Here is a 17,588-nt window from a genome sequence, read left to right as displayed (position 1 = left end):
CATCCCGAACTCAGCAGTGAAACGATGCATCGCCGATGGTAGTGTGGGGTTTCCCCATGTGAGAGTAGGTCATCGTCAAGATTAAATTCCGAAACCCCAATTGCGAAAGCAGTTGGGGTTTTGTTTTAGTAGAAGTACCCGTTTTTGCTGTCTCGTCATCGTGTTGACGGGCCAGTTATAGAATTTCTTGACGACCATAGAGCGTTGGAACCACCTGATCCCATCCCGAACTCAGTAGTGAAACGATGCATCGCCGATGGTAGTGTGGGGTTTCCCCATGTGAGAGTAGGTCATCGTCAAGATTAAATTCCGAAACCCCTGTCTGCTAACGCAGACAGGGGTTTTGTTGTTTCAGAGCCATAAAAATCAAACTATCAAGCTACTTTGCGAGCCTTGCTGATACGTCAAGCCTGCCACTTGCGCCACCAGATGTAGACGCCAGTTCCCGATAAACCCGTTCTCCCAACGTTCCCTGCCCTGGCAATCGCCCATCCGTACCGTGAAAGAACAGCCAGCATTTGCCATGTGCTTCAGTGTCGTGCTGTCCAAATCCTGCGCCGTATAAGTTAAACGCCAGAATGCTCCCGTAATTCCGGCCAGCAATAAAAAACCCGCTGTGGCCAGCCCGATATAGCGATGTAACAAAATCAGAAATGCGCGCATGAAATTTCCCCCACAGATACGACAAAGCCAGCCCCTGAATATCAGGGGCTGGCTTTTTTATGCACAAGGCGTTGGGCTTAAAACTGGTAACTGACCGTGGCAGCGACGTTGCGCTCTTCGCCCATGTAGCAGAAATTCAGACTGGCACAGGAAGCCACGTAGGACTCGTTTGTCAGGTTGTTCGCATTCAGGCGTACGTCAACGCCCTTCAAGCCGACTTTGCCCAGGTCGTAGCCAATCGACGCGTCGAACAACGTGTAGGACGGCACCTTCATGGTGTTCTCCGCGTCCGCCCAGCTGTAGCCGACATAACGCACCCCGCCGCCCAAACGCAGACCATCGAGTGCCGCGCTGTCGAACTTATAGTCAGCCCACAACGACGCCATGTGCCGAGGCGCTTGGGTCGGTGAATTGCCTTTGTTCTCGATCACGTCGGTCGGGCTGCTCAGCGTGCTGACCATCGACTTCGAATACTCGATATCAGTGAAGGTGTAACTGCCGAGGACTTTCAGGTTATCGGTCAATTGCATGTGCGCTTCCAGCTCCAGGCCTTGAGAGCGGACAGCTCCTACAGCGCGGTAGAAGTTTTCCTGCGGCAGTTTGGTCGCCAGGTTTTCCTGATCAATGTGGAACAGCGACGCGGTGAACAGGTCGTCAGTGCCCGGCGGCTGGTACTTCAGACCCACTTCCCACTGCGTGCCATCAGTCGGAGCTAACGGATTGCCCGCGCTGTCGGCATAGGAGTTCGGGTTGAACGACTCGGAGTAGCTGATATAAGGCGCCAAGCCGTTATCGAACAGATACAGCGCACCGGCGCGGCCAGTCAGCTTGGTGCGCTGGTCTTTGATTTCGGTGCCCTCGGGGCGCCCGGCCTCGGCGATGCGGTTTTCGTCAGAGGTCTCAACCCAGTCCTGACGCAGACCCAGCGAGAAGCGCCACTTGTCCATCTCGATCAGGTCTTGCAGGTAAACGCCGGTTTGCTCCAGGCGACGTAGATAGCTGGTCTCGCCGTACATGTCGATCGCCGAGTTGCCATACACCGGATTGAACGCGTTGATGGGTGCGAGACCGCCGCTGGTCCAGTCGACCACGGTTTTGCGCCGCTGATAATCCGCCCCCATCAGCACTGTGTGCTTGGTCGCGCCGGTAAAAAATTCGGCCTGCAGCATGTTGTCGACGATAAAGGCATGCAGGCGCTCGTCACCGCCCGTGTAGTAGCGATTCAACTCGTTGCTGGTCGGCGACGTCCAGCCATAGGCATAGACCTGATCCATGTTCACTTTGGAATCGAGGTAACGGAAGTTCTGCCGCGCTGTGAAGACATCGTTGAAGCGATGTTCGAATTGATAACCGAACGATTGCTGATCACGGGAATAGCCATCAATGCTCGGATCGCCCTCGAAGAAGTTCGGTGAAATCCGCTGACCATTACGCTGATGAATCGTACCGTCGGCGGGTACGCCACCGTGGTAGCCGCCATCCGGATCGTGTTGCAGATACGCCTGTAGCGTGAGCGAAGTGTCTTCACTGAAATCAATGCTGAGGGTCGGCGCGAGGGCGAAGCGCTTTTCCTTGTTGTGGTCGAATTGCGTGTCTGACTGATCCGACAGACCAGTCAGACGATAGGCGATGCGCTTGTCGTCATCGCCCGGGCCGCTGAAGTCAAAACCGACACCGCGCTGGCCTTGCGTGCCGACCGTGGCTTGCACCTGGTGATACGCTTCGTACAACGGCTTTTTACTGGTCAGCGCCACCAGACCACCCGGCGAGCTGCGGCCGTAGAGCACCGACGACGGGCCTTTGAGAATATCCACGCGCTCAAGGAAATACGGATCGACCTGCATCGTGCTGTAGGTGCCGCTGTCGCCCATCGACTTGAGGCCGTCGAGGTAGATGTTATCCACCGAGCCGTCGTTGAAACCGCGCATCGCCACGTAGTCGTAACGGTGCGTGGCGCCATACGGGTTGGTCAGCACGCCCGGTGTGTAGCGCATCGTTTGCGAAACAGTTTGTGCGCCCTGGTCATCCATTTGCTCACGGGTGACCACAGACACGCTTTGCGACGTTTCACGCAACGCGGTACTGGTCTTGGTAGCGATCTGGCTGTGAGTGGCGTTGTAGCCGTCCATGCTGCCCAGCGCGTTGCCGAGCGCGAAGCCTTTGATGTCCGTGGTCGGCAAGGCCAGCGCTTCGGTTTCTGCGACCGAACGCAGAACATAGCTGCTGCCATCCTGACTGACCGCTTCGAGCTCCGAACCGCCGAGCAAATGGCTCAAGGCTTGATCGGTCGAATATTCGCCCTGTACCCCAGGGGATTGCCGTCCCTGAGTCTGCTGTGGGGTCATCGACAACGTGATGCCGGCCTGGCGCGCGAACTGATTGAGCGCATCACCCAACGGCCCGGCAGCGATGTTGTAGCGATGGCTGACCTCATTGGCACCGGCAGTGGCCGCCAGGCTCAGGCTCGGTAGCACGCCAACGCCCAACGCGGTGGAGAACAGTGCTGCCCGAACGGCGTGGCGCAGCAGACCCGATTCGGCAGTGGAATTCAGAGGGTTCTTACAGGTGGTACGGACAGTCATTTCAGGTTTCCGTAGGAAGTCGCGAAGGCTGAGTTGAAGTGCTTACTGACTAAGCCGGACTTGCTGCGAAAACCCGCCAAAAAAAATTCAGACCGCAGCTTCCAGGGTTACCCACCAGCGGGTGCGGTAGCGCAGTTGCACCGGCAAGGTTTGCGGCAGGATCGCCAGCAGTTTGTCGGTGTCCTCCAGGCGGAATACGCCGGACAGGCGCAATTCAGCGACATCCGAGGCGCAGTTCAAAAAGCCCTGACGATAACGACCGACCTCACTGAGGAAATCGCCCAGACGCATATTGCGCGTGACGATCAAGCCGTCGGCCCACGCGCCGACATCCATATTCAGCGGCGGCGCCGCGCGCACGTGATGGTGATCGACCAGATAACTCTGCCCGGCGAGCGCCTCGATCGAGGTACCGCCGGCGTAAATGGCGACGCGCCCACTGGTGACGCTCAGTCGCGTGCAATCGCTGTCCTGGCGTAAAACGAACCGCGCGCCCTGCGGCTCGTAAACGCCATGACGACTTTGCACGCGCAGCGGCCGTTCGAAGGGTGAGCCCTCATCCGCACCGCCGCAGGTGACGATAATTTCGCCGCGGGTGAGTTTGATCAGCCGTTGCTGCGCGGTGTAATCCAGATCCACCGCACTGGCGGTGTTGAGTTCGATCCGCGTGCCGTCTGGCAACTGGAAACCGCGCCGCTCGCCCGTCGTGGTGGCGTAGTCGGCGCTCCATTGCTGCCAGGCCGAGGTGTCCTTGGCCAGCCATGCCGCGGAGCCCAGCAACAATGCGCCAGACAACAGCTTCAATGCCTGGCGCCGGCCCAAGCCCTGCGCACTGTTTTCCAACGTATTCAACGCCACTTGCGCACCGGGCACCGCGCGCAGGTTGTGGCTCAATTCGGCTTGCAGCGACTGCACCCGTTGCCACGCCAGTTCATGTTCATGATGCTCGGCGCGCCATTGTTCGCACTGGCGGCTCAAGCGTGAATTACCGTGGTTGTTGCGCAGACGCAGCAGCCAGTGAATCGCCTGCTTGACCACCTGTTGCTGGGGCTCGGCGCGGCGGCCGAGGGATAACTTGTCCACAGGCATCAGCTCTCGTACCGCAGCACATAGCAGTGATAGAGCGCATCGGCGACGTAGCGCTCGACCGAACGCAGCGACAATCCCATCTGCTCGGCGATCTGCTTGTGCGTCAAACCTTCGCACTGCGCCAGAAGAAACGCCTGACGCACTTTTGGCTTCAATCCTTCAAGCATGCGCGCGATGCTTTCCAGCAGTTCGATCACCAGCGCGCGGGCTTCGGCGCTCGGCGTTTCGGCCTCGGGCAGATGGGCGATGGTTTCCAGATAGGCACGTTCGATCTCTTCACGGCGCCAGTGGTCGATCACCAGGCCGCGCGCGATGGTACGCAGGAAGGCGCGAGGGGCCTTGAGTTCGAGACGTTCGGTGCGTTGCAGCAAGCGCACAAAAGTATCTTGCGCCAGATCCGCCGCATCGGCCGCGTTGCCCAGCCGCGCGCGCAGCCAGGCATTCAGCCAGCCGTGATGACTACTGTAAAGCGCCTGTACTGCAAACTCAGGTGAGGACATGAACGCGCCAGCTCGAACGACACAAATGATAATTAGTCGCATTTTTATCAAGGGTAGGAAATTTTGCAACCTCCACTCGAATAACGCTCATAAAAAACACTGTGGCGAGCGCTCTGGCACGCCGTTCGGCGGGAATCCGGCATTAATGCCATCCATTTCCCACACAACCCTAAGATTTCTCCGAAGCGTGCCGAAAGACTGGTGAGACATGCGTGCACCAAAGTAGAGCGGCCATCAGAACGCTGCCTGCCAGCTATTGGACATTTGGAGCTACATGGAATGTTGCATCCCCGAACGCATACCCACTTTTGCATAAGAAGTCCCATGAAATGAATCTCAAGTTCAGCCATAAAATCCTGTTGGCCGCCTCGGGCGTCGTGGTCCTGGCTTTCGCTTTATTCACCCTTTACAACGACTATCTGCAGCGAAACACCATTCGCCAGAACCTCCAGTCCTCCGTGCAGCAGGCCGGCGATCTGACCGCCAGCAGCGTTCAGAACTGGATGAGCGGGCGGGTTCTGGTGCTGGAAAACCTCGCGCAGAACGTTGCCCATCAGGGCAAGGAAGCCGACTTCCCGGGCCTCGTTGATCAACCGGCCTTCACCTCGAACTTCCAGTTCACCTACGTCGGCCAGGCCAACGGTGTATTCACCCAGCGCCCAGATGCGAAGATGCCGGACGGTTACGACCCGCGTCAGCGCCCCTGGTACAAGCAAGCTGTCGTAGCCGACAAAACCATGCTGACGCCGCCGTACATGGCCGCCGTCGGCGGTCTGGTGGTGACCATTGCCATGCCGGTGAAGAAGAACGGCGAGCTGATTGGCGTGGTCGGCGGTGACCTGAGCCTTGAAACCCTGGTGAAGATCATCAACTCGGTGGACTTCGGTGGCATCGGCCATGCGTTTCTGGTCAGCGGTGACGGTCAGGTGATCGTCAGCCCGGACAAAGATCAGGTGATGAAGAATCTGAAGGACATCTACCCGAACTCCAGCGTCCGCATCGAGAAGGGCAACCAGAACGTGGTGCTCAACGGTCAGGAACGCATCCTGTCGTTCACCCCGGTCACCGGTCTGCCGAATGCCGAGTGGTACATCGGTCTGTCGATCGATCGCGACAAGGCCTACGCCGCACTCAGCCAGTTCCGTACTTCGGCGCTGATCGCCATGTTCGTGGCGGTGGGGGCAATTGCCGTGTTCCTGAGCCTTTTGATCACCGTGCTGATGCGTCCGCTGATCACCATGGGCCGGGCTATGCAGGACATCGCACAGGGCGAAGGTGATTTGACTCGTCGTCTGGCGGTCGAGAGCAAAGATGAATTCGGTGAATTGGGCAGCTCGTTCAACCAGTTCGTTGAGCGGATTCACGCGTCGATTTCCGAAGTGTCTTCGGCGACCCGCCAGGTACATGATCTGTCGCAACGCGTGATGGCCTCGTCCAACGCTTCCATCGTCGGTTCGGACGAGCAAAGTGCGCGCACCAACAGCGTCGCCGCCGCGATCAACGAACTGGGTGCCGCCACTCAGGAAATCGCTCGCAACGCTGCCGATGCTTCGCAGCACGCTAGCGGCGCGAGCGAGCAGGCTGATGACGGTCGCCAGGTGGTGGAGCAAACCATTCTGGCGATGACCGAGTTGTCGCAGAAGATCAGCCTGTCGTGCACGCAGATCGAAACGCTGAACGCCAGCACCGACAACATCGGCCACATCCTCGATGTGATCAAAGGCATTTCGCAGCAGACCAACCTGTTGGCGCTCAATGCCGCCATTGAAGCAGCACGTGCCGGTGAAGCCGGACGTGGTTTTGCGGTAGTGGCGGACGAGGTGCGTAACCTCGCCCATCGCACCCAGGAATCGGCGGAAGAGATTCACAAGATGATCACTTCGTTGCAGGTCGGTTCGCGTGAGGCGGTGAGCACCATGAACGCCAGTCAGGCGTCCAGCGAGCAGAGCGTTGAAGTGGCCAACCAGGCCGGTTTGCGCCTGGTCAGCGTGACCCAGCGCATTGGCGAAATCGATGGCATGAACCAGTCGGTTGCGGCCGCGACTGAAGAGCAGACGGCGGTGGTGGAAACCCTCAACGTCGACGTTAACCAGATCAACATGTTGAACCAGCAGAGCGTGGCCAACCTCAACGAGACGTTGAAGGATTGTGATGCGTTGTCGCAACAGGCCAATCGCCTGAAGCAGCTGGTGGACAGCTTCAAGATCTGACCGCGTTATCGTTCATCGCGGGCAAGCCCGCTCCCACAGGTTTTTTGGCGAACACAACATTTGTGAACGACCTGGACCCTGTGGGAGCTGGCTTGCCAGCGATAGCGGTAGTTCACCCACCGCCCAACTTAAGCCTTAAACAAACAGCTTCAACACATTCCCCATCGCATCATCCGCAAACCCCTGCACAAAATCCTTGAACCCCGGCAACGCCTCCGCTCCTGCGTCGGCAGGCTCGGCAATGATCGTCCAGGTCGCCCGCGACTTTCCCTCACCCAGCGATTCAACCTTCATCGCCGCCCACAGATTGGCCACGCCCAGCGTGTTGTAGATCGTCGTCCAGGTCATGCTCCGCGCCTGCTCGTCGCGGGAGTTGAGTTGCTCGACCACCACGTTGCCATCCTTGAAAAATTTCTTGCGCAGCGAGGACACGCCCTCGCCGGTCATTTCGATGTGCGACAGCGCCGGAATGAAACGCTCGAATCCGCCGAAGTTGCCGACCACCGCCCAGACCTGCGTCGCGTCTGCTGGTACTTCAACCGAAGACATCACGTGGCAGCCGTGCGGGTTTTTGATCAGGGTGTCGGGTTGCAGAGTGTTCATGGTGTTGCTCCTTTTTGATGAACTAGATGAAGTTGATTTCTTTCAGGTAAGCGCAGCCGCGGCGCAGCAGCGCCGGGGATTTTTCCGGGTAGTGCGCGCCCATCTGCTGCACGCCGGCTTGCGCGTTGGCGTGGCCGATCAGAGAGATGTCGCCGATGTCTTCTTCGAAGCCGTTGAGGTAGAACCCGAGCACGCCGAACAGCGCGTTGTCGGCGCCGACACGGCCCAGTTGTTGTTGCCAGTCGGCGACGCTGACCAGCGAGAACTCGCTGCCGGTGTCGCGGAACGAGTCGACGTAGGCGTCCCAGCTCAGGGGTTCGGGGTTGTGCAGGTTGAACACCGCGTGTTCGGGCGAATAACGGCTGGCGTGAAAGGCGATGAAGCGTGCGAGAAAGTCCACCGGCATCAGGTCGAAGTTCAGTGCGAATGCAGGCACCTGGCCGAGCTGAATCGAGCCTTTGAGCATCAGCATCAAGCGGTTTTTGTGCGGCTGGCAGACGCCGCTCAGGCTGTTGAAACTGATGTTGCCGGGGCGGTAAAGATTGACCCGTACACCAAGCGTCCGCGCCCGTTCGAGGATGCGTTCGCCGACCCATTTCGACAGGTTATAGCCATTGCGGATGTAGATCGGTGGCGTCGGCGCGGCAGGCAATTCCAGCACCCGACCCGCGTCGTCGACCGTGCTTGAAGCCGACAGTGTCGAGACAAAATTGAAGACCTTTTTGCTGCGCCCTTCGCACAGGCGCAGCAGCTCGAAAATCGGCTCGACGTTGTCCGCTGCCAGCGACTCGTAATCGAGGACGTGATTGACGTTGGCCGCGTTGTGCACCAGTGCGCCGAACTCACGGTCCAGCCGCTGATAGTCGTCGTCCCCCAGCCCGAGTTGCGGACGCGTGATGTCTGCCGCGTACACCCGCACCCGACTCAGATCCAGATGTTCCAGGCGGTTTTCGCGCAGTGCCTGAGCGAAGCGCTGCGCCGCTGTTTGCCCGCCCCCGTCGCGCACCAGGCACGCCACTTCACTGGCGCCCCAACCGAGTAGCGCCTCGACGATGTGCACGCCGACAAAACTGTTGGCGCCGGTGACAATCACCTTGTGCACATCACCCATGCGGCTGATTGGCAACGGTTTGATATCCAGCGCACGCTCGGCGTCGGCCATGGCTTGGCCGCTGAGTACGGCGCTGTCATCGGTGCCGCGCACCAGTGTGGCGAGTTTGATGATGGTCGGCTGTTCGATGAAGCGATTGATCGAGATGCTGCGGCCAAACTCTTCACGCAAGCGCAGTAACATGCGCGACAGCAGGATCGAGTGACCGCCGAGATTGAAGAAGCTCTCGTCGGTGGAAATATCGCTGGTCGGCAGCTCCAGCAACTCCGCCCAGATCTCCAGCAGCAGCGCTTCGTCTTCATTGGTCGGCAGGCATTTCGGTCCGTTGTCCTGCACGCTCACCGGTAACGCCAGCAGCGCTTTACGGTCGACCTTGCCGTTGCTGGCGAACGGCATGCCCGGCAGCTCAGTCCACGCCACTGGTTGCATGTAGTCCGGTAAAAACTGCTGGGCGTGGGCCTTCAAGGCGTCGCGGGCAGCGTCCGTTTGCGGCTGGGCGAGAAACGCCAGAATCCGTCGCTCAGGGTCGATTACCACCGCGATTTGCCGGTACAACTGGCTCTCGCGCAGGCAGCGTTCTATCTCTTCCGGCTCGACCCGAAAGCCACGGATCTTCACCTGATTGTCGCGTCGCCCGCACAGCTCGATGCCGTGCTCGCCCCACTTGGCCATGTCGCCACTGCGATAGGCGCGCAGTTGCTCGCCGCCCGGCAGGTCGAGGGTCAGATAGCGCTCGGCGGTCTGCTGTGGATTGTTGAGATAACCGAGGCAGACACCGGGACCGACGATAAACAATTCGCCGACGACTTGCTCGGCCACCGGTTGCAGATCGTCATCGAGAATCAGCACCCGGCTGTTGGCGATCGGCGCACCGAGCGTGCGGTTGCTGTCGCCGGGTGTGAGCTGCCGCGCGGTGATCAGCACCGTGGCTTCAGTGGGCCCGTAGAGGTTGTGCAGTTTGCCTTGGCGGGTCAGTTGCTCGATGACGAACGGCTCGCAGACATCGCCGCCGGTCATCACCTGTTGCACGCCTTGCAGTTGTTCCAGCGGCAGGATGCTCAACAGCGCCGGAGGCAGGAACGCGTGAGTCAGTTGTCGGCGGCGAATCAGTGCGACCAGTTGCAGCGGATCGCGCCGTTGCGTGTCGTCGGGCACCACCAGTTCGGCGCCTGCGAGCAAGGTCGGGAAAATGTCGATCAGCGACGAGTCAAAACTCAGCGAAGAGAATTGCAGTACCCGGCTCTTGGTATTGAGTTGCGTGTAGTCGGCGTACCACGCAGTGAAGTGCGCAAGGTTTGCCTGACTGAGTAACACACCCTTCGGATGCCCGGTGGTGCCCGAGGTGTAGAGCGCCATGCACGGCGCCTCGAGTTCGGGGCGCTGGCGCATCAATGGTTGCGCAAGGTCTGCGTCGGCGCTGTCGATGCGGCTGACATCCAGCCCCGGCATCGATTCGCTCAGCGGATGCAAACCGTCATGCAGCAACAGCAGCGCCCCAGCGTTTTGCAGAATGTATTGCTGGCGCTGCAACGGATGGCTGGGTTCCAGCGGCAAGTACACCGCCCCACTGCCGAGAATCGCCAGAATCGAGGCGAACAGCGCGGGGCTTTTCGGCAGACAAATGCCTACTACCCAAGGCTGCGGATGCTGGTCGAGCAGGGGCTGCAATCGCTGTTGAATCGCTTGGCTGTGCGCATGCAACTGGCGATAGCTGACCGACTGCTCGGAGAGGTGCAGCGCAGGCCGATCGGCGTGGCGAATCAGGCTCTGTTGCAGACCTTCTATCAGCGGAGTTTGCGCCTGTTTCAGCAAGACCGGATTCGCGGTGGCGTTATGGCGATGAACGTAGGCAAGGCTGTCGAGAAACTGCAGGTTTTCCAGCCGCTCGAAATCCGGCGCCGTCACTGCAGCGGCATGCCGCAAGTATTCCGGGTCGCGGGAGTAGCGGCTGACCAGCAACGACACTTCGTCCACCACGTGCATCAGCACCCTTTGGCGCAATGCCTGCCCGTTGCCGGACGGCTCATCGCCAATCGGCACGCGGCTGATCAGTGACGAGCCGAGGAAGCACAGCAGGTCGAGTGACGGCAAACCCGCATTGCTCTGCGCAACAACACCCAAACGCAGATGCAGGTGTGGGATCGCGCAGAAGTCGCCGGCCGCGATGAAGCCATCATCAATGATCAAATCCACTGTCGATTTCGCTGCGCCGCTGCGATCCAGTGAGTGGCCCTGCTGTTCAAGTTCCTGCGCGAGGTCGGTCATCGCCTGGCTGGCGCCAATCAATAAAATATCGAGACGTTTCATGTCGGCCTCCTCAAACCAGGTAGTCGCGCAGGGCGTGCTGCACACACGGTGTTTCGAGCAGCGAGCTGTTGTGGAAAAACTTGATGATGTTGCCCACCAGCGGGTGATGGCGATTGATCGGGAAGGCCAGACCGGTCATTTCTTCCTTGAGCGAAATGCGCGTGTCTTCGCTGACCGGCAGGGCATCGATCAGGCGTAAATCGAAGGATTTCTGGATGTCGTTGGTCAGGTAATGGGCGATGAACACCGGCAGGATCTTCGCGATGGCTTCTCGATCGGCCTCGCTCGCGGTGTGCCAATAGATGCGCACCATCCGCGCCCAGAAACTGGAATGACGACCCTCGTCGAGCAAGTGGTCGGCCATCAGGCCTTTGATCGACGGCTTGACCGTGTCGTCGCGGGCGAACGCCGCCACGTCGCCGGTCACGGTGTTCTCGGCGATGGCCACGCAGATCAGTTCCACGGCGCTGCGCAGATGTTCCGGCGCCAGCGCGACAGCGGCGGGAATCGCCCGGCTCAGTTCGATTTGATCCGGCAAACGGATCGGCTCGATGCCGGTCATGGCCACCGTCTGCTGCATGAAATCCATCGCCACCAGCGCGTGGTAATCCTCGTCGACCACCACGGTCATCGCGTCATAACGACAGGCGAACGGGAACGCTACGGCGAAGCGGTTCTTGGCGATGCTGCGCGCGGTCTTGTCGACGATTTCGGTCTCGAAAATCACCACGTCGTTGATGAATTTGTACAGCGTCTGCACCAAGGCGAAATCACGTTGCTGTGGGCATTCGCGCAGGAAGGTTTCGCTGAGCACCAGTGGTTGGCGACTGAGCGGATAGATCAGGCGCTCGTCGTTTTCTAGAACGCGGCGCGGGCGCGTGCGGATGGTCGCGCGGCTTTCCCAGACATCGGCAAAGGACTGATAGTCGGCGGCGTTCATTGGGCAACCTCCGCCAACGGCTCGCGCATGCTCACGCGCAGGCCGTCCCACAGGGCAATGCGGCTTTCGACGGCGGCGATGGCGCTGGCATAGACCTCGGCCTCGCGCTGCGGATCGCCATCGACCAAGCGCTCGAGCAACTGCTCCGCCGCCGGGCCGTGATCCTCGGAGTCGACCTCGATGTGCCGCTCCAGGTAATAGCGAAAGGTCGGCGCCTGTTCGATGCCGATGCCCCAGTCGTCGAGAATGCGCTGGAACATGGTCGGGATCACACTTTCGCGGCCATGCAGGAACGCGGCAGCAACGCTGTGCCCCGGTGCATGCAGAGCGGTGCGCAAGGTGTCACGGACGAATTGCGCGGCTGCCGGATCGACGTCGACACTTTGCAGCGCCACGTCATAACTCACGCCTTCTTTTTGCAGCGCGACGAAGCGTTCTGCTGCCGAGGTGCTGGCGCCGACTTCGCGCATGGCATCCAGATACAACTCGAAATGGCTGTAATGGCCGTGGCTCAGGCGGTCGTCGGATTCCTCTCCGAGGACAATCTCGTTGATCAGGCGCGCAGCATGCGGATCACGCGGCGGCAGCCAGGGCAGACGAGTGCAGGTCAGTTCCTGTTGCAGGCGTTTGGTCAGTGACATGAAGTCCCACACGGCAAACACGTGGCTTTCCATGAAACGTCGCAAAACAGTCATTGAATCAATTTCGGCAAAAATCGGGTGAGCGCTGAGCTCGGCTTTTTTCAGGGCAAGTTGGTGCTTTGTATTAGACATGACGGGGCTCTATCCTTGATATGAAATGGACAATACTTTGCAAGTGCGTATCAATGGAACGTCGGCTCGTTATTCTTTTTACAGGCGAGCAATGACCTCATACAAACCAATGAAGTTGAACTGAATGTATGTGCAATACAGCACGGTAGTCAGGCGAGGTGTCGCCATCTATTGGTCGTGCTGTCGGTCTATGTCCGCCAGGAGAAGAGATCTCAAGCTCGGCGGAGAAAAGCTAATACATCGACAAATAACTTAACAAGTGTATTTTTAATTATTTTTAGTTGCTGTCTTTTTAAGCGTGAGAGTGTCCGATAAAACTCTTTGAACAAGTTTTATTGAGGCGAAGTTGCTCCTTTCAGTCAATAAAGACCAAATCGAATAAACAGAGTGAATGCCTCACTCGAAGCAACTTTCTTAAAATTAATATCGAGTTATTTGAGGGGGACGAAAGGTGGCCTGGAACGGCGCCGATTCTTTCCTTTTCCCGTGACAAGGCTCCTTCCGTAGGTTCCTGTTGCGGGGACTGCACCCGCATTGCGGTGCGTCGCCCGTTCTTTATTGTTTTGGCCGTTCAAGACTGAGCGTAAATGGCCGCCACGGCTATTACCGATTCGTTCCGGTGAGGTGCATATATTTCGGGCCTGATAGGCGCAGGGAGGTTAGAGCGCAGGGGGGGATATGCCAGTGGATTCGAAGACGTAGGGAGGGGGATTTGTAAGCGGGTTATTCGCCGGGCAGACAGTTAAGTCCAGTCCCGGCGTGCAGAGTCAGCGTGCGGCCTTGCGGCTTAGCGCCGCCGGGCTGGCGAGATAACGGGTGATGACTTCAACACCGCGGTTGAGGTGCTGCTCAAGCAGTGCCACGGAGCGCTCGACATCGCGCTCGATCACCGCTTGCAGCATGGCGCGGTGGTCGTCCTGAGAAAGCTTGCCCAGGCCCATGGCCTCGAGGTTGAAGCGCAGGAAGCGCTCTTCTTCGTTGAGCCCGTCTTCGACCAGGCGCAATAGCCGCCGGTTGGGTGCCTTGCTGTACATCGCCATGTGCAACAAACGGTTGAGCCGGCCGATCTCCGTGTAATCGTGCTGAGTCTCGAGCTCATCGATATACCTGGCCGCCTGCTCGTGATCGGCAGCGGTCAGCAGCGGAATGGATTGGCGCATGGCTTCGGACTCGAGCAAAATCCGCAGCTCGTAGGTTTGCGTGGCATCACCCTGAATCAATGGCGCAACCACTGCGCCTTTGTGCGCGGTCACGCTCAGCAGCGCCTGCGCCTCAAGCTGACGCAAGGCTTCGCGCACGGGCATGCGGCTGACACCGAACAGATCGGCCAGATCCTGCTGGCGCAGGGCGGTGCCGCAGGGCAAACGACCATCAAGGATGGCGGCGCGCAAGGTTTCTTCGATGATCGAGCGAGCCAAGTGTGCAGGAATAGGCCCATCGACTTTAATGCTCTGTAGCGGTTTGGGCTTCTGTGTCACGACTACGCACCCTGTATGTCGACTGAATTTGGATCCAAATGACACTAGTGACTGCTCTACAGCTTGTCAAACCATGTAGAGGTTCAGTGCCTTTAAACAAGTTTAGCGCGGTCACGATGATCTCATGGTGCCATTGTTTTTTACCCGGCTAAGCTTCACCATCAAACGCTTTCCTTCCTGCCCCCTGGAAACCTGCTGTGGCGGTACGTTTCGCGATCCCTCGGACGCTGCGCTGGCTTGGCTGCGCACTGTTACTGGCCGGCGTCATGCTGGGCGGTCTGCATGCCGATTGGGATTTTTCCGTGATCAGCCGCAAGGCCACGGCAATCTATGGACCGCTGGGCGCCGGCCAGCAGCGGATCGATGCCTGGCAAAATCTGTTGGCCACGCAGAAACAGGTCGGCGAAATTGAAAAACTCAAAGTGGTGAACCTGTTCTTCAACAAACAGGTGCGCTATGTCGAAGACATTGATCTGTGGCATGAGGTCGACTATTGGGAAACCCCGATCGAAGCACTGTGGAAGGGCGCCGGCGACTGCGAAGACTATGCAATCGCCAAGTATTTCAGCCTGCGCCACCTCGGTGTTTCCAGTGACAAGCTACGCATCACCTACGTCAAGGCACTGCGCCAGAACCGCGCGCACATGGTGCTGACGTACTATGCCACTCCCGATGCCATGCCGTTGGTGCTCGACAGCCTGATCGATCCGATTCAGCCTGCCTCCCAGCGAACCGATTTGCTGCCGGTCTACTCTTTCAATGCTGAAGGTTTGTATTTGCCGGGCGCCAAGGGCAACAAAAAGGTCGGCGACACCAAACGCCTGTCGCGCTGGCAGGATGTGCTGAAGAAAATGCAGGCCGAAGGTTTCGCGGTCGAAACGATTAACTAGGAGCACGCGCTCAGATGTCTTTGTTCAAACAGCTGTTGATCGCTATCTGTCTGTTCCTGGTGGTCGCCTTCACCGGCAGCTTCATGGTCAGTCTGGAGAGCTCGCGTACCCAGTACGTCAACCAGTTGCGCTCTCACGCTCAGGACGCCGCCACGGCGCTGGCGTTGTCGCTGACGCCGAATATCGACGACCCGGCGATGGTCGAGCTGCTGGTCAGCTCGATTTTCGACAGCGGTTACTACGCGAGCATCCGTGTGGTCGATGTGAAGACCGACCAGACCATCGTCGAGCGCAACGGCGCCCCCACGGTGAGTAACGTGCCGGACTGGTTCGTCAAACTGATCGGTCTGGAGCCGGCCGGGGGCGACGCATTGGTCAGCCGCGGCTGGGAGCAGGCTGCGCGGGTCGAGGTGGTCAGCCACCCGATGTTTGCCGTGGCCAAGCTGTGGCAGAGCGCGTTGGGCAGCCTTGGCTGGTTGCTGATGTGTGGCGCAGTGAGTGCGGTGCTCGGCGCGCTGCTGCTGCGTCGGCAGTTGAAGCCGCTGGATTACATGGTCAAGCAGTCCCACGCCATTGCCCGGCGTGAATTCCTCAGCCTGCCGGACCTGCCGCGCACCCCTGAACTGCGCCGTGTGGTGCAAGCGATGAACCAGATGGTCGAGAAGCTCAAGGCGCTGTTTCAGGAGCAGGCCGAACGCAGCGAAAAGCTGCGCGCCGAGTCCTATCAGGACAACCTCACGGGGCTGGCCAACCGCCGTTATTTCGAGATGCAACTGAACAATCGCGTGAGCAACCCGGAGCAGGCCAGCTCAGGTTATCTGCTGCTGTTACGGGTCAAGGATCTGGCCGGGTTGAACCAGCGCCTGGGGGGGCAGCGCACCGATGAATTGTTGAAAGCGGTCGGCGAGCAATTGTCGCGCGAATGCGCCAAATACCCGGAAACCCAGAACCTCGTCACGCGTATTCGTGGCGGTGAGTTTGCCGTGCTGGCGCCGGGCCTGGTGCGTGAGGAAGCGCTGCAACTGGCGCAGAACCTCGACAGTGCCCTGAGCAGCCTGCACGCCACCGGCGCAACTGACGTGGCGGCGGTTGCTTCGATCGGTCTTGCACCGTTTGCACACGGCGATTCACCGCAAGCGGTGCTCAGCCTCGGCGATCAGGCATTGGCCCAGGCCGAAGGGCAGGGCGAGCAGAACTGGGCGTGTATCGATCACAGTCTGACAGCCGATGTTGGCGACGATCACCATGCCTGGCATCGCTTGCTTGATCAGGCGTTGAGTCAGCAGCGCTTCGAGTTGTATTTCCAGCCAGTGGTGGCCGCGCAGGACACGCAACTGGTGCTGCATTACAAAGTGCTGTCGCGCTTGCTCGACGAGCAGGGCCAGACCGTCCCGGCCGGCCGTTTCCTGCCGTGGCTGGAGCGCTTCGGCTGGACCGCGCGGCTTGATCGCCTGATGCTGGAGCGAGTGCTTGAGCAGATGAACGAACATGAGGATTCGCTGGCACTGAACCTGTCTTCGGCAACGTTGGCGGACCCACAGGCATTGAACAAAATCTTCGAGATTTTGCGGATGCATTCCAACCTCGGCCCACGCCTGACCCTTGAGATCGGCGAGGAACAATTGCCGGAACAAGCGGTGCTGGAGCAATTGACCCGGCGTCTGCGTGAACTGGGTTTCTCTCTGAGCCTGCAACGTTTCGGCGGACGCTTCAGCATGATCGGCAACCTGGCGCGGCTAGGGCTGGCGTACTTGAAAATCGATGGCAGCTACATTCGGGCGATTGATCAGGAGAGCGACAAGCGTCTGTTTATCGAAGCCATCCAGCGCGCGGCGCACAGCATTGATCTGCCGCTGATTGCCGAGCGGGTCGAGACGGAAGGGGAGTTGTCGGTGATTCGCGAGATGGGCTTGTATGGGGTTCAGGGGCAGTTGCTCGGTGAGCCCAAGCCTTGGAAGTAAATCTCAAGATTTGAAAGCGAAAAGATCGCAGCCTTCGGCAGCTCCTACATTGGAATGCGTTCCCTGTAGGAGCTGCCGAAGGCTGCGATCTTTTGCTTCTAAATCAAGCCGCCCTCATCCTCATCAATCAACTGACTCAACCCGCCCAATGCCTCACGCGCCTGAGTCCGGTCCATCAGCTTGGCCTGGGCCGCTTCCGGCAGGTCGGTGACGCGGATCACCCCTTTGCTGGTCAACACCTGAATCAGGTCGTCGAGTACCCGAATCATCTCAAAGTCGCTCTGCTTGAGCTGTTTGAGGCTGTTTTCCACAGCTTCGTTGGCGTACCACGCCTGGATTTCATGGTGGTCGGCCGGCAGCGTTTCCGTGGCCTCGGCGTAGGCCGCAGCTTCCACGCGAATCAACTCACCTTGCGCATCGCGTTGCACGTAAAACATTGGGCATCCCTCAGATATGAACCAGCGTCATGCTGTCAGCAGCA

Annotated in this window: 12 protein-coding genes, 1 rRNA gene and 2 pseudogenes; 5 read left to right on the top strand and 10 right to left on the bottom strand. The window is 59.1% G+C overall.

Features of this window, described 5'->3' with window-relative positions:
• The first annotated feature begins 186 nt into the window (after nt 1–186).
• Nucleotides 187–302: ribosomal RNA gene (gene rrf, locus ICA15_RS20215) — 5S ribosomal RNA — on the top strand.
• 119 nt (nt 303–421) lie between these two features.
• Here the strand turns inward: rrf and ICA15_RS20210 are convergent.
• The 4 genes and pseudogenes from ICA15_RS20210 to ICA15_RS20195 form a co-directional block, all read right to left on the bottom strand.
• A pseudogene (locus tag ICA15_RS20210) lies at nt 422–571 on the bottom strand (PepSY domain-containing protein); the annotation flags it as partial.
• Nucleotides 572–740: 169 nt separating this feature from the next.
• The gene (locus ICA15_RS20205) at nt 741–3,245 is read right to left on the bottom strand and encodes a TonB-dependent siderophore receptor (RefSeq protein ID WP_210554448.1); all 2,505 of its coding nucleotides are present in this window, start codon (nt 3,243–3,245) and stop codon (nt 741–743) included.
• 87 nt (nt 3,246–3,332) lie between these two features.
• A complete protein-coding gene (locus ICA15_RS20200; protein ID WP_210554447.1) occupies nt 3,333–4,334 on the bottom strand; it encodes a FecR domain-containing protein in 1,002 nt (333 codons plus the stop codon).
• On the bottom strand, nt 4,334–4,834 hold the full coding sequence (locus tag ICA15_RS20195; protein ID WP_026000801.1) for a sigma-70 family RNA polymerase sigma factor: 501 nt from the start codon (nt 4,832–4,834) through the stop codon (nt 4,334–4,336). The genes ICA15_RS20200 and ICA15_RS20195 overlap by 1 nt, the downstream gene beginning before the upstream one ends.
• A 329-nt stretch (nt 4,835–5,163) precedes the next feature.
• Between ICA15_RS20195 and ICA15_RS28715 the strand changes: the two are divergent.
• Both ICA15_RS28715 and ICA15_RS28710 read left to right on the top strand, forming a co-directional pair.
• Nucleotides 5,164–6,189, top strand: a pseudogene (locus ICA15_RS28715) (cache domain-containing protein); the annotation flags it as partial.
• A 69-nt stretch (nt 6,190–6,258) separates the two neighbouring features.
• On the top strand, nt 6,259–7,044 hold the full coding sequence (locus ICA15_RS28710) for a methyl-accepting chemotaxis protein (protein ID WP_371262348.1): 786 nt from the start codon (nt 6,259–6,261) through the stop codon (nt 7,042–7,044).
• Between the two features lie 135 nt (nt 7,045–7,179).
• Here ICA15_RS28710 and ICA15_RS20185 read toward each other — a convergent pair whose 3' ends face one another.
• The 5 genes from ICA15_RS20185 to ICA15_RS20165 form a co-directional block, all read right to left on the bottom strand.
• Nucleotides 7,180–7,647, bottom strand: a complete 468-nt coding sequence (locus tag ICA15_RS20185; protein ID WP_210554446.1) for an SRPBCC family protein — start codon at nt 7,645–7,647, stop codon at nt 7,180–7,182.
• A gap of 22 nt (nt 7,648–7,669) precedes the next feature.
• On the bottom strand, nt 7,670–11,065 hold the full coding sequence (locus ICA15_RS20180) for a non-ribosomal peptide synthetase (RefSeq protein ID WP_210554445.1): 3,396 nt from the start codon (nt 11,063–11,065) through the stop codon (nt 7,670–7,672).
• 10 nt (nt 11,066–11,075) lie between these two features.
• Nucleotides 11,076–12,005: a diiron oxygenase gene (locus ICA15_RS20175; protein WP_210554444.1), complete on the bottom strand. Its 930-nt coding sequence runs from the start codon at nt 12,003–12,005 to the stop codon at nt 11,076–11,078.
• Complete coding sequence (locus ICA15_RS20170; RefSeq protein ID WP_042557020.1) at nt 12,002–12,778, bottom strand: DUF3050 domain-containing protein; 777 nt, start codon at nt 12,776–12,778, stop codon at nt 12,002–12,004. The genes ICA15_RS20175 and ICA15_RS20170 overlap by 4 nt, the downstream gene beginning before the upstream one ends.
• Nucleotides 12,779–13,545: 767 nt before the next feature.
• Nucleotides 13,546–14,256, bottom strand: coding sequence for a GntR family transcriptional regulator (locus ICA15_RS20165; protein WP_150605462.1), 711 nt, complete (start codon nt 14,254–14,256; stop codon nt 13,546–13,548).
• A 197-nt stretch (nt 14,257–14,453) separates the two neighbouring features.
• On the opposite strand from ICA15_RS20165, the gene lapG reads away from it, so the two are divergent.
• A complete protein-coding gene (gene lapG / locus ICA15_RS20160) occupies nt 14,454–15,146 on the top strand; it encodes a cysteine protease LapG (protein WP_210554443.1) in 693 nt (230 codons plus the stop codon).
• Between the two features lie 14 nt (nt 15,147–15,160).
• Complete coding sequence (gene lapD, locus ICA15_RS20155) at nt 15,161–17,107, top strand: cyclic di-GMP receptor LapD (RefSeq protein WP_210554442.1); 1,947 nt, start codon at nt 15,161–15,163, stop codon at nt 17,105–17,107.
• Between the two features lie 98 nt (nt 17,108–17,205).
• Here lapD and ICA15_RS20150 read toward each other — a convergent pair whose 3' ends face one another.
• Nucleotides 17,206–17,544 carry a hypothetical protein gene (locus ICA15_RS20150; protein ID WP_042557024.1) on the bottom strand — a complete coding sequence of 113 codons (339 nt, stop codon included), beginning with the start codon at nt 17,542–17,544 and terminating at the stop codon, nt 17,206–17,208.
• Between the last annotated feature and the right edge of the window lie 44 nt (nt 17,545–17,588).

This window comes from Pseudomonas sp. P116 (genome assembly GCF_020149425.1).
Classification (GTDB): Bacteria; Pseudomonadota; Gammaproteobacteria; order Pseudomonadales; family Pseudomonadaceae; genus Aquipseudomonas; species Aquipseudomonas anatoliensis.
The sequence above is the reverse complement of the archived record's forward strand: the minus strand, read 5'-3'. Positions and strand labels throughout refer to the sequence as shown.